12 protein-coding genes are annotated in these 15224 nt (G+C 69.8%); 7 read left to right on the top strand and 5 right to left on the bottom strand.

Features of this window, described 5'->3' with window-relative positions; all coding sequences use genetic code 11:
- Positions 1–195: 195 nt before the first annotated feature.
- On the bottom strand, positions 196–660 hold the full coding sequence (locus tag ACIOMQ_RS21620) for a GNAT family N-acetyltransferase (protein ID WP_362202303.1): 465 nt from the start codon (positions 658–660) through the stop codon (positions 196–198).
- Positions 661–1649: 989 nt separating this feature from the next.
- Here ACIOMQ_RS21620 and ACIOMQ_RS21615 point away from each other — a divergent pair.
- Positions 1650–2690 (top strand): hypothetical protein, encoded by a 1041-nt coding sequence (locus ACIOMQ_RS21615; protein WP_402189878.1) that lies wholly within the window; start codon positions 1650–1652, stop codon positions 2688–2690.
- Between the two features lie 24 nt (positions 2691–2714).
- Here ACIOMQ_RS21615 and ACIOMQ_RS21610 read toward each other — a convergent pair whose 3' ends face one another.
- From ACIOMQ_RS21610 to ACIOMQ_RS21595, 4 genes are all read right to left on the bottom strand, one after another.
- Positions 2715–3650 carry an NAD-dependent epimerase/dehydratase family protein gene (locus ACIOMQ_RS21610; protein ID WP_402189876.1) on the bottom strand — a complete coding sequence of 312 codons (936 nt, stop codon included), beginning with the start codon at positions 3648–3650 and terminating at the stop codon, positions 2715–2717.
- A 22-nt stretch (positions 3651–3672) separates the two neighbouring features.
- The gene (locus ACIOMQ_RS21605; protein ID WP_401987451.1) at positions 3673–4968 is read right to left on the bottom strand and encodes a nucleotide sugar dehydrogenase; all 1296 of its coding nucleotides are present in this window, start codon (positions 4966–4968) and stop codon (positions 3673–3675) included.
- Positions 4969–5270: 302 nt separating this feature from the next.
- The gene (locus ACIOMQ_RS21600) at positions 5271–6668 is read right to left on the bottom strand and encodes a N,N-dimethylformamidase beta subunit family domain-containing protein (protein WP_402189873.1); all 1398 of its coding nucleotides are present in this window, start codon (positions 6666–6668) and stop codon (positions 5271–5273) included.
- 128 nt (positions 6669–6796) lie between these two features.
- Positions 6797–7939 (bottom strand): glycosyltransferase family 4 protein, encoded by a 1143-nt coding sequence (locus tag ACIOMQ_RS21595; RefSeq protein WP_401265059.1) that lies wholly within the window; start codon positions 7937–7939, stop codon positions 6797–6799.
- A gap of 1042 nt (positions 7940–8981) precedes the next feature.
- Between ACIOMQ_RS21595 and ACIOMQ_RS21590 the strand changes: the two genes are divergently transcribed.
- The 6 genes from ACIOMQ_RS21590 to ACIOMQ_RS21565 all read left to right on the top strand — a co-directional run bounded on the left by ACIOMQ_RS21590 (position 8982) and on the right by ACIOMQ_RS21565 (position 15147).
- On the top strand, positions 8982–9956 hold the full coding sequence (locus ACIOMQ_RS21590; protein WP_401754565.1) for an aKG-HExxH-type peptide beta-hydroxylase: 975 nt from the start codon (positions 8982–8984) through the stop codon (positions 9954–9956).
- Positions 9953–11143: a YcaO-like family protein gene (locus ACIOMQ_RS21585; protein ID WP_401265053.1), complete on the top strand. Its 1191-nt coding sequence runs from the start codon at positions 9953–9955 to the stop codon at positions 11141–11143. Before ACIOMQ_RS21590 ends, ACIOMQ_RS21585 begins: the two co-directional genes overlap by 4 nt.
- Positions 11144–11238: 95 nt before the next feature.
- Positions 11239–12057 carry a class I SAM-dependent DNA methyltransferase gene (locus ACIOMQ_RS21580; protein ID WP_401754571.1) on the top strand — a complete coding sequence of 273 codons (819 nt, stop codon included), beginning with the start codon at positions 11239–11241 and terminating at the stop codon, positions 12055–12057.
- An 80-nt stretch (positions 12058–12137) separates the two neighbouring features.
- Positions 12138–13340, top strand: a complete 1203-nt coding sequence (locus ACIOMQ_RS21575) for a cytochrome P450 (protein ID WP_401265048.1) — start codon at positions 12138–12140, stop codon at positions 13338–13340.
- 233 nt (positions 13341–13573) lie between these two features.
- Positions 13574–14401, top strand: coding sequence for an aldo/keto reductase (locus tag ACIOMQ_RS21570; RefSeq protein ID WP_401754574.1), 828 nt, complete (start codon positions 13574–13576; stop codon positions 14399–14401).
- Positions 14402–14598: 197 nt separating this feature from the next.
- Positions 14599–15147, top strand: a complete 549-nt coding sequence (locus tag ACIOMQ_RS21565; protein ID WP_362202290.1) for an FABP family protein — start codon at positions 14599–14601, stop codon at positions 15145–15147.
- The last annotated feature ends 77 nt before the right edge of the window (positions 15148–15224 follow it).

Genomic DNA, 15224 nt, shown 5'->3' with positions numbered 1-15224 from the left:
GCGTACGGCAACGTGACGGGTGCCGTCTTTTCGGGCGACAAGAACGGCCGTACACGCGCCCATCCGGGCCAATCGGCTGACAAGCACGAGTTCGCGCCGGAGGAGGAACCGCTCGGCGACGCCCTCGGTGCGCCTGGCGGTCTGGTCGTACGCCCGGCCGGGCCTGTCAGCGGAACACGTGCGGCCCTGTTCCCGTCACGGGTGGGCAGCCGCCGGTTCCTGCGGGCAGAGGTAGAAGAGTTCCGGGTCGCCCTCGTCCAGGCCGTGGAGCAGGCCGACCGGGCTCCATCCCGCGCGCCGCAGCAGCCGCTGCATCGGCTGGTTGGACACGTTCGTCGAGGTGAACAGCTTCGGGGTGATGCGGGAGGCCGCGGCGTCCGCCAGCAGACGCGCACCCACACCTCGGCCGCGAGCGGTGGGCGCCACCATCAGCATCGTGACAAAGCCCTGCTCGAAGAACGTGTATTCCACCACGCAGTAGCCCAGGGGCCCGGACGCATCCTCAGCCATGGCCACCAGGCCCTGCCGGCACCACCGCCGGATGGTCGTGTCCCGCTCGTCGTCGGCCTCCGCCGCGACCGAGTCGATCCCGACCAGTGCGTCCGCATCCGACTCGCTCGCGCGACGCAGGACGAACTCCCCGAGATCCTCTGCATCCATGACGCCCATGCTCTCAGCCCCCTCACCTCCTCACCAATCCGGTCGGTTGTCGCGGACCACGCCGTTGGTGCTGCAACGACAGGTCGCGATGCTCACGGCTGGGTGGCTGCCCGTCATCGGCAGTGGCAGTGGCAGTGGCGGGCGCGGGCATGGTGCCGGTGGCGCCCTGCGTCCGGTGGGGCCGTGGCACGCTGCGGCGCTTGGGCGGCGATTCCCTCTTCGCCCTGCCGAACCGGACCAGGCGTCGGCCGTCTGATGGGCGGGCGCTGCGGTCTGATGGGCGGGCGCTGCGGTCACTTTTCACGCCGCAATCCCTTCCCCTGTTCGGACCGTGGCACGTGGAACCAAATGATGGATGGATTGCTCAACTTGCGGCAAGGCATCAACGGTCTCACCATGGAGACGGAGTCTCGGCTCCGGGCTGGCAGAACGAAACAGCCGGCAGGAATATGCCGTGGAGTCAGGCCTGCAGAGGTACCGCTGTATCTTGTCTGCATCTCCGGCCCGTGCCGTACAGATCGGGGGACGGTGCGTCGGCTCCGGTCGTCAACGACGGCGAAGCAGTCGGGCAACTGGGGGCCTGTCGTTGCGATGTGCCGCCGTCATATCGGCACATGGGCGTCCACGAGGGACAGTTGAGGGACGACGTCCCCGGAATTCGTCGAAGCCAGAAGCCGGGTTAGTGCCTGGCTTACGCACGAGAATCCTGCTTCCTTCTGGATCTGTAGCTGCGCCGGCAGAAAGAGAACATGCACGGGCATCGCATTCGAACATGCACGGGCATCGCATTCGGGGGCGGAGATCTGGAGAAATAGATCATGCCTGATGGGACGGGACCCGACAGGGACGGACCCGACGAGGAACCCGTCACCGGAGCGGGCGGAACATCTGGTGGCGACGAGGGCATCGGCTCACGGTTCCGTTCCCCCGACGGGACGGTCCGCGAAGAAGAAGCAGCCATCGGGGAGGAACCTGAAACCTTCGCAGCGATGCCTCCCTTCGACGCAGTGGACCCGAGGCTGCTCGAAGTCAAAGCCGCGATCGAGCAGGCTCTCGCACAGCAGGTGGTGACACGGAACGGCGCGCCCAGGACGGCTTCGTCCCTCCACGGCACCGACAACATCCAAGGAGCCGGTATCGGTAGTTCCGGGGCGCATGTCGCGCCGCCCGGAACACCGACACTGACCATCTACGTGGCCCATGCGATCTCTCCGGACCACGCGAAGTCGTTGCTCGTGGACGCGATGGGCGTCCGGGCGGCCACGGTGGAGGACCTGCCCGTCGACGTCATCGTGACAGGAACCATCGAAACGCTGGCCCAGACCTTCCGGTTGAGGCCGGCTTCCGGGGGCACATCGGTTTCCCCCGACGACCTCATCGTGTCGACCGGTTCCTTTGGCTGCCTCGCTTACGGGCGCACGCCACCCAGGGACGGGCGGGCTCTGATGCTCAGCTGCAACCATGTACTGGCGAGCTCGAACGGTGGCAGCATCGGCGAGTGTATTAGCCAGCCGGGCCTGGAGGACAACGGTTCTTGTCCGTCCGACCAGATAGCGGTGCTGGAGCGCTTCTGCCCCATCGATTTCTCGGGGGCCGTGAACTACGTGGATTGTGCCACCGGATGGTGCTTCCCCGACCGAGTACGGCCGGAACTCCTCTATATGACCCCCACCGGGCCGTCGTACTTCCGCATGAGTAATACCACGGTGCAGCCGGTCTGCAATATGGCAGTGGGAATGAGCGGCCGCCTCTCCGGAATGACCCTGGGTTATGTGAACTGCCTGTACAACTCGTGCGTCGTCGGCTTTCCGGACGGAAGCTCCGCGCTCTTCCAGGACCAGGTCGGCATCCAGAGCTCCGCGGGTAGCAATTTCGCCGTCCAAGGAGACTCGGGGGCCGTGGTCTGGACGTGGGACAGCAGCATCAGCCCGATCGGCCTGCTCTTCGCGGGGAGCGGTAGCTCCGGCATCGTGTTCGCCAACAAGATCGACCGCGTGCTGTCAGCCCTTGACATCTTCCTGTACACCTGACTTCGACGCAGAAGGGCGCGGGTGCTACCGGGAGTGGGTCCGGAACCACTCCACGGTCCGTTCCAGGCCCTCGCGCAGGGGGACGGGCTCGATCTCGGGGAAGAGGCGGAGCAATCGGGAGTTCTCCGCGTGGGAGTGGCGCACATCCCCCGGGCGAGGGGGCACGTGTTGCGGGTTCAGGGGAGTTCCCAGGACCGATTCCAGCTCCGTGATCAAGTCTCTGAGCGAAGTGCGCGTGCCGTAGGCGAGGTTCACCGGGTCGGGGGAGACGACCTTGCGCAGTGCCGCTTGGGCGAGCACCCGGCAGACGGTCTCCACATAGGTGAAGTCGCGGCTCTGGCGGCCGTCGCCGTGCACGACGACCGGGCGACCGTTGGTCACCGCGTTGATCCAGGCGGGCACCACTGCCGCATAGGCATGCCCGGCGGGCTGACGGGGTCCGTAGACGTTGAAGAAGCGGAACGGCAGGACCGGCAGGTCGTAGCAGTGGTGGAACGCGGCCAGATAGGCCTCGGAGGCCAGTTTGCTCACCGCGTACGGACTGAGGGGGACGGGACGCAGGTCCTCGTGCTTGGGCATACCGGGATTGGCGCCGTAGACGGAGGACGAGGAAGCCGCGATCACCTGCGCCGCGCCTGCGCGCCGGGCGGCCTCCAGTACGGTGAGCGTGCCCGTGGCGTTGGCGTGGTGGCTGGCGAGGGGATTCTCCACCGACCGGGCCACGGAGGGCAGAGCGGCGAGATGCACAATCGTGTCCGTGCCCCGGAACGCCCGGTCGAGGAGGGGGCCGTCCAGGATGCTGCCCTCGGTGAAGTGCACATCGAGTCCGGCGAGGTTGTCCTTGCAGCCGGTGGACAGATCGTCCACGACCCGCACTTCGGACACCTCGCTGCGCCGGGTGAGGGCATGGGCGAGATTGCTGCCGATGAAACCGGCACCTCCGGTGATCGCGATCTTCAAGCTCACCACTCCTGATGCAGAGTCAGAGGACATCGATGTTGTCGCCGCCGAGCCGCCGGCGGCAGTCCAGTACGTAGGCGGAACAGGTGGCAATGAGGCCGTAGTCGAACGCGTCGTGATCGGCGAGCAGGATCACCGCGTCGGCGGCCGACAGCTCACCGGCACCGGCCGTCACCCTGAGGACTCGGTCCAGTACCCCGGAAGCCGCGGGCACCGACTGGGCGACATGCGGGTCTGCCGCAGTGACGTCCGCCCCCAGGGCGAGGAGGAGTTCGGCGATACGCGCGGCGGGGGTTTCGCGGGCGTCGCTGGTGTTCGCCTTGTAGGCAAGTCCCAGCAGCAGCACCCGGGAGCCCCTGATTGTCTTTCCGCGCCGCTTGAGCGCTTCCGCGAGCCGCCCCACCACGTAGTCGGGCATGTGGCCGTTGACGTCATTGGCGAGTTCGACGAAGCGGAAGGTGCGGCCGACCGTGCGCTCGGCCCACCAGGACAGATAGGACGGGTCGATCGGCAGGCAGTGCCCGCCGACGCCCGGACCGGGGAGGAAGCGCAGGAACCCGTGGGGTTTCGTCGCGGCCGCGTCGATCGCCTCCCACACGTCGACGCCGAGGTCGTGGGCGAACGTGGCGAGTTCGTTGACCAAGGCGATGTTCACGTGGCGGAAGGTGTTCTCCAGCAGTTTGGCCATCTCTGCGGTCCGGCAGCTGCTGACCGGCACCGTCGTGTCGACGAGGGAACCGTAGAAGTCGTTGATGCGTTCCAGTGAGGCCGCGTTCACCCCGGAGACCACCTTGGGCGTGTTCTCCAGGCGCCAGCGGGTGTTGCCGGGGTCTATGCGCTCCGGGCTGTACCCGAGATGGAAGTCGCGGCCCGCGACCAGACCGGACGCCGTTTCCAGCAGCGGCGCGACAAGTTCCTCGGTGGTCCCGGGGTAGGTGGTCGACTCCAGGACGACGGTGGCTCCGGCCCGGAGGAACCCACTCAGCATCCGGGCCGATTCGACGACGTGCGACAGGTCGGGCAGTCCGTCGCTCAGGGGGGTGGGCACGGTGATGACCGCGATGTCGAAGCCCTCGCAGTCGGCCGGGTCCCGGCTGGCCCGGTAGGCCCCGGAGGCGAGCAGTGGGGCAAGCCGTGCGGAGGAGACGTCCTCGATGTACGAGTCTCCGGCCACGAGGCGGCCGACCCGCTCCTTGTCCACGTCGTATCCGACGACGTCGTACCCGGATTCCGCGGCTCGGACCGCCAGCGACAGCCCCACATAGCCCTGCCCGACGACGACCACGCGGCCGGGACCTTCAGGTGCGGTGTGATTCACTCTTCCTCCCCGGCCGCGGACGTCCGGGGACGGGTTTTGACAGATCGGCAGCTCTGCCGCGGGATTCCTGTGGGGCCTCTCCGGCCGCACGTGCCGGGCCGTACTGGCATAGGTATTCCCCTCCGGGCAGTTCGCCCCCGTGGAGTTGCGCAGGACAGTTGACCCGCCCGGAATCCCGGTGCCGTCGGCGCGGCTCGGGTTTGCCCGGGTCGGCGGCTGTGGAGCGTCCGTGCGGTGCGGCGGCCGTGGTGGCGGGCCGAGCGGTGGCGCGCGTCCGGTCATGGTGCGGCGGTGTCCGGCCTTCAGGTGAGCAGGGTGATCACATTGCGGGTGAGGGCGCGTATCCGGGGGTCCAGGCGCAGTAGGCGTGGCCAGTCGGTGGTGGCCGCGTTGAAGACGGTTCCGCCCTTGGTGTAGAGCCCGAAGGTCGCGGCCCTCCTCGGGTCGGTGTTCTCGCGGGCGGTGGTGTTCCATCCGGAGTCCGGGGCGGTGGGAAGATCCGCGACGCCCAGAATGGTGAAGTCGGCGGGTGTGCCGTCGCTTCCGGTCGGGATGGCCAGTCCGTGGACGTCGCGCCGGTACGCGGCTCCGTCGCATTCGTAGCCCACAAGTGAGTGTTCCGCTCCGAGGATGTCGCCCTCGCGCAGTCCGGTGCCGGCGAAGACCGGGTGACCGGTGTGCTGAACGGTGAAGCCCAGTTGCTCGCGGGGACCGTCCCAGTAGCCGCCGCCGTTGCGATAGCTGACGCCGATGAGCAGGTTCTCGGGTTCGGTCTCCCACCAGTGGTCGGGGGCGCCCCGCATCCGGTCGGCATCGGATCCTTGGGGGACTCCGGGAGGGTACTTGGCGCAGCTGATGGATGTGCCGTCGTCGTTCGGCGTGACCCGCCACCAGCAGGTGTTGGCCCCGAAGACAGCGATGTTGCCACCCTGGTCACGGTAGGCGGTGACGTGCCGGCGGGTGCGCGGGCTCCAGTACTCGTCGTGTCCCGCGGACAGCAGCAGCCGGTAGTGGTGGGCGAGACGAGGGGTTTCGTCGAGGTCGAGGTCGGTGCAGTAGTCGGCGGTGAATCCTGAGGTCTCCAGCCAGGAGATGAAGGGCGCGTCCCAGTGCGCGAAGGTCTGGCGGGGTGTTCGCGGGTCATGGGCGTCGGGCATGCCTTTCACCGGGCCGCCCGTCCCGCCGCCGGGGCGCCGCAGGGTGACGGTGCGGTGTGCCTCGTCATGCGGAAGAGCCCCGTACAGACTCGCTCCACCGCTTCTGTTGTAGGCGTGGTAGGTGAAGACAGGCACCTTGTAGAGGATGCGCGTGGTCCGGGCGGTTTCGCGGGCCGTCACCACGAAGAGCAACCGGGAATGCCGGGCGTCCAGGGCTTCGGCATCGGCCGGGGCAGCCGGTTGCGCGGTACCGGGGCTGAGCGCCGCGATGTAGACACCCGAGGGCCACTCCTCGGGAATCGTGAAGTCGTGGCCGGGCCAGTTCCAGTCCTCGTCGTGGCTGCCCGGGCTCGCGTACCGGCCCGGACCTTCCGTACTGCCCATGAGGCGCGGGCGGGCGCCGCAGCGGTAGAAGTGGGCCCGGAACCGTTCCGCGCGGGTCGAGACGTGCAACCGCAGCGTCTCTCCGGCCCGGACACTCGGCCGGCCGGGATATCCGTCCACGACCACCCCGGCGGAGGGCTCCGGGGTCCTGCTCCGCACACGGGGCAGGCGGCTTCCGGCGGTAGGGTTCCCGGGGTTGCCGGTGCGGCCCGCACCGCTCGCGGGACGTGCCGCCGTCCCCTCGGTGGAGCCAAGCCCGTGCTCGGCGTCCTGTCCTGTCGGCGCCCTCATGGGAGGGGTCCGGTTCTCCCGGTCTTCGGCCGGTCGAGGCCCGCGAGGACGACATCGGCTCGGCGGCGCCAGGTATAGCGCTCCAGGACCTGCCGCCGGGCCTCGGAGCCGAGGTTTCGGCGCAGTGCGTCGTCGCTGATCAGCTCGCCCAGTGCGCCCGCCCAGGCGGCCGGGTCCTCGGGCGGCCGGAGCAGGCAGTTGACCCGGTCCTGAAGGACTTCGTGCAGAACCGGCAGATCGGAAGCGATCATGGGGCAGCCGTGGGACATGTACTCGAACACCTTCATGGGAGAGGCCCAGCGTCCGGTCTCGCCGAGCCGGCCCCACGTGTACACCTTCTGCTCATAGGGGGCGAGGACGACGTCGAAGAGGGCGTAGTAGTCCGGGAGCGCTGACGGTGGCCGGTGCCCGTGGAAGTACACGTGGGGAGACCGGCAGGCCTGCTCCCAGCGGGTGCGGTCCTCGTCGGTGCCGCCGACCAGGTGGAAGTCCAGACCGGGAAACCGGTCCGCGAGCTCCAGGACGAGGCCGATGCCGCGCCCGTCGTACAGATGCCCGACGTAGCCGACGCGCGGTACGTCCGGGCGGCCCGGCAGCCGCGTGGTCCCTCTCGCCGCGGCGGGGGCGGGCGGATCCGCGCAGTCGGGTGCGACAACGAGGGGCAGGGCGCCCAGAGTCTCGTACTTCTGCTGCATGTCGCGTGCGAGGGCGTGGGTGATCGCGACCACGCGGGCCAGCCGGGGCATACCGAGGAGCGCTTCCTCGGTCCCGGCCGGGGACAGGTCTTCGCGCAGCTGGTGGACCTCGTACACGAGGGGCGCCAGATCGGAGAGGGTGGTCAGGGCGTAGGGGTCGCGTCCGTAGACGAGGTCCGGGGCAGGGCCGTTCGTCACCAGTGCCCGGACCGCCTCGGCGCGCTTCCAGTAGCCGGTCGGCGTGTAGTCGGGGCAGGGGACGAGACGGATCGGGAAGCGGTGGTGGACGCCGTAGTAGGCGTACGGGTCCTCGTCCGAGCCGGGCACGGAGTAGAGGGTGACTTCATGCCCGGCGGCGGTGAACGCGTCGCACATGCGCATGACATGTACACCGTTGGCGAAACAGGAGGGGATGCTGCCACCGTGCAGGTACGCGATGCGCATGCCGGCCTACGCCCGCAGGGTTTCGTCGGCGGGCAGCGCGTGGCAGACGGTGGCAGGAGGTCGGTGAGGCGTGGTGTCCGTCGAATCCACGGGCGTCTCCTCATGATGGGCCGCGGCGATGGGGCAGTGTCACGCGGTTGCCGCGGCAGCGGTCCGGTCGCCCGGGGCCTTGCGAGTCGCGTGGGGCGGCGCGGCTGCTGGGCGGAGGTGAACCACGCGCCGGGACGGGCGGTTCACATGGCGGTGCCGAACGGGGCAGGTGCCGCATCATCATCGTGGGTGGCGATGAGCTTTCCAAGAGTGGCTTTTCGGCCTTTTCCCAAGGTCGGATCCGCTGCGTTCGCTCGTTCCGGCAGATGCCCGGGGTGCGGGCGAGGCGGAAGGTGCGCGGGCGCCTACCGATGTGTCCTCGGCCGGGGAGTGCCACGGCCGGTTCCCCGGCCCGAGAAGACCACGTCATGGGGCCGTGCCTCGCGAGGTGTCCACCCGCACGGCGAACGTCCCCGGCGCCCCGGCCCGGCGCGCCGCGCGGCAGGTCCTCCGGCACCTTCCGGACAGAAAAGTGACGGGGACGGGAAGAGTCGCCACGCGGAGCGGGGTGTGCGCCGGCGCGTCGGTCCGATCGGGCGAGCGGCGGAGTTCACGCGCGCGTCCGTTCCTGCCGGCCAGGCAGGAAGTGGCAGGTCCGGACAGTCGAGCGGCCGTCGCCGCCGGTGTCCACGGTGTGCGGCGAAGACCGTGTCCGACCGTGTGGATCCTGGTCGGCATGCGCCGCCGCATGTCCGCCGGGTCGGCCGCGGTGCATCTTGTGATCACTTCAGGCCCGTGCGTACCGTGGCAGCGCCGTGACTCCCCGTCAACGTCGGAGGAGCCGGTCACCGAAGGGAGATCGATATGCACGAGGAGATCGAGCAGATTCCCGAAGAAGAACTTCCCGACCTGGCGCTGATGGTCGACGTACCCAGCTGACGCTGCGTCACTCCGGGCGACGGGCCGGTCCGGCCCGTCGCCCGTCCCCACCGGCTTCATGGAGGTACTCACGGTGCGAGTGGAACCCGACGCACGCCAGAGCGCCGAGGAATGCTCCGCCCTGGCGCACATGACCCGGTCGGCCCTGGAACGGGCCGGATTGGCGGTCTCCCCGAAGGAAGCCACGCACCCCGCGATCGTCGAAGCGGCCCACGTCGCACAGCACATCCTGCGGGCCGGCCCGCCCGCCCCGGAACGCCTCGCCCGCCTCAGCGGCATGGTCGACCTGGCCCGGTCGGCCATCGCGGCACCACCCGCGTCCGGACTGCCGTGGCCGGCCCGACTCGCCGCACCAGGACCTCATCTGGAGCGCAGCGTCGTCCGCGCGCTGAAGTCCCTCCCGGCTCCGGGCGGAGAAACCGGCACACCACAGGGCTCCGTCGTGGACGCATGGCGCGCACGCGACGAGGAGGTCTTCCGCGAGACGATCGCCCTCCTGGCCGCCAACTGGCCCGGCGCGCACGCCGAGCTGGGACAGATCCTTCTCCAGATCGCCCTTCTGGACGGGCCGGCCATCGACGGCTTCACCGACTTCACCGTCCACGGTGCCGTCTTCATCCGGCGCAGCCGTCTCGCACCGGACCCGGACGCGCTGCCGGGGGCCGTCCGGCTCGCCGAGGCACTCGTCCACGAGGGCACGCACACTCGGTGCAATGCCGCGTCCGTGGCGGCACAGCCCTTCCTGCGACCCGTGGACGACGACGGCCCGATGGTCTCCACACCCCTCAGGCTCGACCCCCGGCCGCTCACGGGGTTGTTCCAGCAGATGGTGGTCCTGGCCCGAAGCGTGTCGCTGTACCGGCGTCTGCTCGCGGGGGACACGGCTGACAGCGGCGCGGCTGCGGCCGTGCGGTCACGCCACGATCAACTGGCGCTCTCCGCAGCCGATGCAGTGCGCACCATGACGGAGCACCGTGACGTGCTCACCGATCACGGGAGAACGGTCCTGGCGGACGCCGCCGAGGTGGCACAGGTGCGTGTCCGATGAGTGTGTCTCCCTGGGAACCGCAGGTCTTCGCCCCCTACGCGCCCTGGCCCCAGGTCGTCTTCGCGCGCATCGCCGCCCGCTCGCCGCAGTTCGATGCCGTCTGCGCCGCCGGTGACCGCCCTGTCGTCGTAGGCAGCGCGGCCGGGCACGACAGGGAACGCGTCGTGGCGAGCGCGCGCGGCGAACTCCTGGAACGCGTGGGCAACATCCTTGCGGGCCGTGCGGCCGAGTCGGACGCCGCGGTCGTGGCGACCCACAGCGAACTGCGACGCAAGGGGATACCCGCGGTGGACCCCGCCGAGCTCGTGCCGGAAGGCACGCCGGTCACCCTTCACGATTCACGTGACACCCGACGGCTCTGGGTGCTCGGACGTTCCCTGCACTCCGGTGCCGACATCCACGTACCCGCCGGGGCGGTCTTTCTGCATCATCGGGCGCCGACAGGCTGCGACCCCGGTCCCGGCGTCGGCTCCACCGGTGTCGCCGCACATCCGGACCCGGAGACAGCCACGCAACACGCTGCCTGGGAGGTCCTGGAACGCGACCTCATCCGCAGAAGCTGGTACGGACTGTCCTTTGCCCCCGAGGTGATGCCGGCGGCCGGTCTGCCCGATCCGTTGGCGGAACTCCTGAAGGGGACGGCAGTGATGGCCACCGCGCTCGACGTCCCGGCGCCCACCGGATCCCGTTGCGTCGCGGTGTCGCTCCACGCGCCGGACCGGACCCGGCAGACCTTCGGAGCCCGCTGCGGCCCGGACGACGGGAACATCGGCCCGCTGGTCGAGAAGGCTGCCTATGAGGCACTCATGGTGCGCTGGAGCATGAACACGCCGGTGGCAGAAGGAACGTGGGCACACTGGCAGGGCGCCGGGGCGCCGGACTCCGCCGTCAAGCACGCGCTGTGGACCTTTCACCGACAGGACAGCCTCCGGCTGTGGGCGGCACGGGCCCCGGAGGGCCGTTCTCGGCCGACACCGGCTCCGGGCGGACCCGAGCGGTCCGGCACCGCCGTGCTGTCCGCCCACACCGGCCGGGACCTCGTCCTCGTGGACACCACCTGCGGACCGGCACACACTCTGGGCACGGCGGTGCTACGGGTCGTGGCCCCCGGCGCCCGAGCACTGCCCACCGGCCCGGCCGGTGAACGCGGCCTGCCCGTCACCCCCGGCCCGCACCCCTTCGGATGATCCCGCGGTATGCGCAGAGCCCGCCCAGCGCCCCTGTCCACCTGGCCCGGTCCGCACCGCAGCGACCGGACCGTCCGCAGGCCGAGGAGACCGGCATGTCCACGACCTACGACCACTCGGAACCCACGAAGGGAGCCGACCTCGACGACGCTTCGGACAGCGGGGGCGACCACCTCGCCACCGCGGCAAGCCGTTCCGGGTACGCCGATGTCCACGCCGCCGACTACGACCGGTGGTTCGCCAAACCGGGGATCACCGGCGCGACCGTTGAAGCCCTCGCGGATCTCGCCGGTGACGGGCCCGTACTCGAACTCGGCATAGGCACCGGCAGAGTCGCGCTGCCGCTGGCCGCACGCGGCTTCGACGTCCATGGCGTCGAAGCGTCGGAAGCGATGGCGGCACGGCTTCGGTCAAAACCCGGCGGCGACCGGATCCGGGTCACCCTCGGCGACTTCGCCGAAGTGCCCGTCGAGGGCACGTTCTCCCTCATCCACGTCGTCGGAGGCACGTTCTTCGAGCTCGCATGCCGCGAAGACCTGCAACGCTGCCTGACCGCTGCGGCCGGCCACCTCGAACCAGCAGGCGCGTTCGTCCTCGACGCGCACCTGCCCGAAGCCCTGGCCGTCGCCGCGTCATCGGGCGTGCCCGAGGTCGTCTCCGAGACCGACGAGCATCTGATCCTCTGCCATCGCAGGATCGACCCGTCCACCCAGACGTACCAGTCCCACTACCTCATTCACGAAGCGGACCGGACCCGTCACCTGCGAGTGCGCTTCCACTACGCGTCACCGGGCGAACTGGACCTGATGGCGGAGCGGGCCGGGCTGCGGCTGCGCCGGCGCCGGGGCTCATGGACCGGCCGGCCGTTCACCCGCGACAGCACGTACCACGTCTCCGTCTACGAACGCTGCTGACCCGGGCCCGTAGCGCCCATTGCCCCTGGCGGCCGTCAATGCCCCGTGGCCGCACCGCCGAAAACCATCCCGGAGCAGTCGTGACAGACGAAGACCTCGGTCGCCCGGTCCCCACCGCGGACTTTCCCTTCCCGCACCACGACGGGCTCGGTCCTCTCCCGGAGCTGGCCGCACTGCGCCGCGACACGCCGTGCGCCCGGATCGTACTGCCCAGCGGCGACCCGGCATGGCTGGTGACCCGGTACGGCGACGTGCGCACCGTGCTGGCCGATCCGCGCTTCAGCCGTGCGCGTGCCACCAGGGGAGCGGGACCGCGCATGGCACACGTCCCCACCCTGCCGGACTCGATCCTGGCCGCGGACCCGCCGGAACACACCCGGCTGCGCAAGCTGGTCGCCCCGGCCTTCACCGCCCGCCGCGCCGAGGCCATGCGGGCGGACGTGGCCCGGCTCGTGGAGGAGCTCCTCGACGGACTCGCCGCACACGACCGCCCGGCCGACCTGGTCGCGCTGTTCGCCCGGCCGCTGCCGCTGGCCGTCATCTGCGATCTGCTCGGCGTGCCGCGACGGGACGGCGACCTGCTCGACGCCTGGTGCGACACCCTGCGCAACCTCACCGCCATCGCCGACGCCGAGGTCACCGCCGCCGTCGGCGAGATGACCGGATACCTCACCGGGCTCGTCGCCACCAAGCGCCGCCGTCCGGGCGATGACGTCCTGAGCACCCTGATCGCCGCACGCGACGAGGGCGACCGGCTCAGCCAGGACGAACTGATCTCCTTCTGCCTGGTACTGCTCGCCGGAGGCTACGGCACCACTGCCGACCGGCTCGCCGGAACGGTGCACCTCCTCCTGGACGAACCCCGGCTGTACCAGCGGCTTCGCCACGAACCCGAGATGATCCCCAAGGCCGTCGAGGAACTGCTGCGGTACGCCCAGACAAATGTCCAGGCCAACCTTCGTGTCGCCACCGAGGAGGTCCGGCTCAGCGGTGTCCGGATCGCCGCGGGCGAAGCCGTGATGGCGGTGAACTCGTCGGCCAACCACGACGAGACCGTCTTCGACGCCCCTGACCTGCTCGACCTCGACCGCGACCGCAACCCCCATCTCGGGTTCGGGCACGGTGTCCATCACTGCGTCGGGGCGCAGATCGCACGCGTCCAGCTCCAGGAAGCTCTGACCGGGCTCCTGCACCGGTTCCCAGGACTGCGGGCCGCGGCACCGCCGGTATGGAAGGCCGGGCTGAAGACCAGGGCTCCCCGCAGCCTGCCCGTGACCTGGTGAGCCGGGTGTGCCCCACGGCGTCGAGGCTCGCCGGTACCCGGCCGCCCGCGCCGCACCCGGCACCACGACCCGGCTCCTGAGGAACGGCAGCGCGCAACGCCGGTCCACGGCCATGGGTTCAGGAGCCGGGAGCCCGTTCCGTCCATGCTGCGCTCGCATCCTCGAAATCCTCGACGGCCTTCACGCGTGGCCAACAGGCCGTGGTCATACACAGGAACCCGGAAGGTCCGCACATGCAGTGCCTCACCCTCAACAACGGTGTTTCCATCCCGCAGATCGGCCTCGGTGTCTGGCCGCTGACGGACGAGCAGGCCTACACCGCCGTGTCCCACGCCCTGGTCACCGGGTACCGGCACATCGACACCGCCCGCATCTACCACAACGAGGCGGGCGTCGGCCGTGCGGTCCGTGATGCCGGGATCCGCCGTCAGGACATCTTCCTCACCACCAAACTGTGGAACGCCGACCAGGGATACGAGGCCGCACTGCGCGCTTTCGACGCGAGCCTCCAGCGCCTGGGTACGGACTACGTCGACCTCTACCTGATCCACTGGCCCGTACCGGAACAGGATCTGTACGTCGAGTCGTACAAGGCCCTGGAACGGATCCACACCGATGGACGCGCCAGGGCGATAGGCGTATCCAACTTCACCGCCGCGACTCTGGACCGCCTGCTGGCGAAGACCGGCATCGTGCCGGCCCTCAACCAGATCGAGCTTCACCCCTACTTCACGCAAGGCCGAATGCGCGGGCTCTGCGCCGAGCGGTCCATCACCACGGGGGCATGGAGCCCGCTCGCCCAGGGCGGTGACCTGCTCGCCGAACATACGCTGGCCCGTATCGCCGAGAGGCACGGGAAGACTCCGGCCCAGGTCGTCATCCGCTGGCATCTCCAACTCGGCAACGTGGTGATCCCCAGGTCCATGACTCACACCCGGATCGAGGAGAACTTCAGGGTCTTCGACTTCGACCTCGGCCCGGAGGAGGTGTACGACATCACCGCCCTCGACAACGGCGGCCGTATCGGCCCCGACCCGGACACGGCCGGCCGTCAGGGCTGAGCGAGCAACCCGCGCCTGGCCCCGTCCCCACCGCAAGTTGTGCGAATGGGGCGGCGCCGGGCACTCCAGGGACATGGACGAGGAGAGTGTTGCAGGCCAAGGCTCGGTGCCGACGTACCGTGACGGCTCTGCGGGCCCCCTACGGGACAGCCCTTAGGCTGCCACTCGGCACCGGCCTCGACCCAGGAGCGCACCTCATGTCCGACCCCGTCCACAAGCACCCGTATCCCGACGCCCTGCGCCCGGACGAAGCACCTGCGCCGCACGCACTGCTCGTGCCGCTGATCGGGTTCCTGGGCACCTGGGCCGGCCGGGGCCGCGGCGGGTACCCGACGCTCGCCGAGGAATTCGTGTACGCGCAGGAGGTCACCTTCAGCCACGACGGGCGGCCTTTCCTTCACTACGAGGCGCGCGCCTGGCTCCTCGACGCGGACGGTGAACCGCTGCGCCCGTCGGCTCGGGAGAGCGGCTGGTGGCGGATGCAGCCGGACGGGGGCGTGGAGGCATTGATCACTCAGCCCACCGGTGTCGCGGAGATCCTGACCGGCCGTGCGAGCAACGGCGCGGTCGACCTCACCACCCATCAGGTCGCTCTCGCTCCCACCGCCAAGGAGGTCAGCGCCACCCGCCGCCGCTACACCCTGACGGACGACGACACGCTCGACTTCGTCCACGACCTCGCGGCGGTCGGCCGGCCGCTGCAACACCATCTTTCGGTACAGCTTCGGCGCGGGCGCGGAGACTGACCGGTTGTTCCGGAACGAGGCCGGGAGCCGTCTCAAGCAGACGATGGCGCGGGGGAGTCGGAGCAGTGCGGGGCCGA

It is taken from the genome of Streptomyces sp. NPDC087845 (assembly GCF_044742755.1).
In the GTDB taxonomy this organism is placed as follows: Bacteria; Actinomycetota; Actinomycetes; order Streptomycetales; family Streptomycetaceae; genus Streptomyces.
This window is presented reverse-complemented; position numbering and strand designations above follow the sequence as displayed.

Coding starts and splice junctions, on each gene's coding strand:
- ACIOMQ_RS21620 (WP_362202303.1), bottom strand. CDS start 660: ATGGATGCAGAGGATCTCGGGGAGTTCGTCCTGCGTCGCGCGAGCGAG.
- ACIOMQ_RS21585 (WP_401265053.1), top strand. CDS start 9,953: ATGAGTGTGTCTCCCTGGGAACCGCAGGTCTTCGCCCCCTACGCGCCC.
- ACIOMQ_RS21595 (WP_401265059.1), bottom strand. CDS start 7,939: ATGCGCATCGCGTACCTGCACGGTGGCAGCATCCCCTCCTGTTTCGCC.
- ACIOMQ_RS21565 (WP_362202290.1), top strand. CDS start 14,599: ATGTCCGACCCCGTCCACAAGCACCCGTATCCCGACGCCCTGCGCCCG.
- ACIOMQ_RS21570 (WP_401754574.1), top strand. CDS start 13,574: ATGCAGTGCCTCACCCTCAACAACGGTGTTTCCATCCCGCAGATCGGC.
- ACIOMQ_RS21615 (WP_402189878.1), top strand. CDS start 1,650: ATGCCTCCCTTCGACGCAGTGGACCCGAGGCTGCTCGAAGTCAAAGCC.
- ACIOMQ_RS21580 (WP_401754571.1), top strand. CDS start 11,239: ATGTCCACGACCTACGACCACTCGGAACCCACGAAGGGAGCCGACCTC.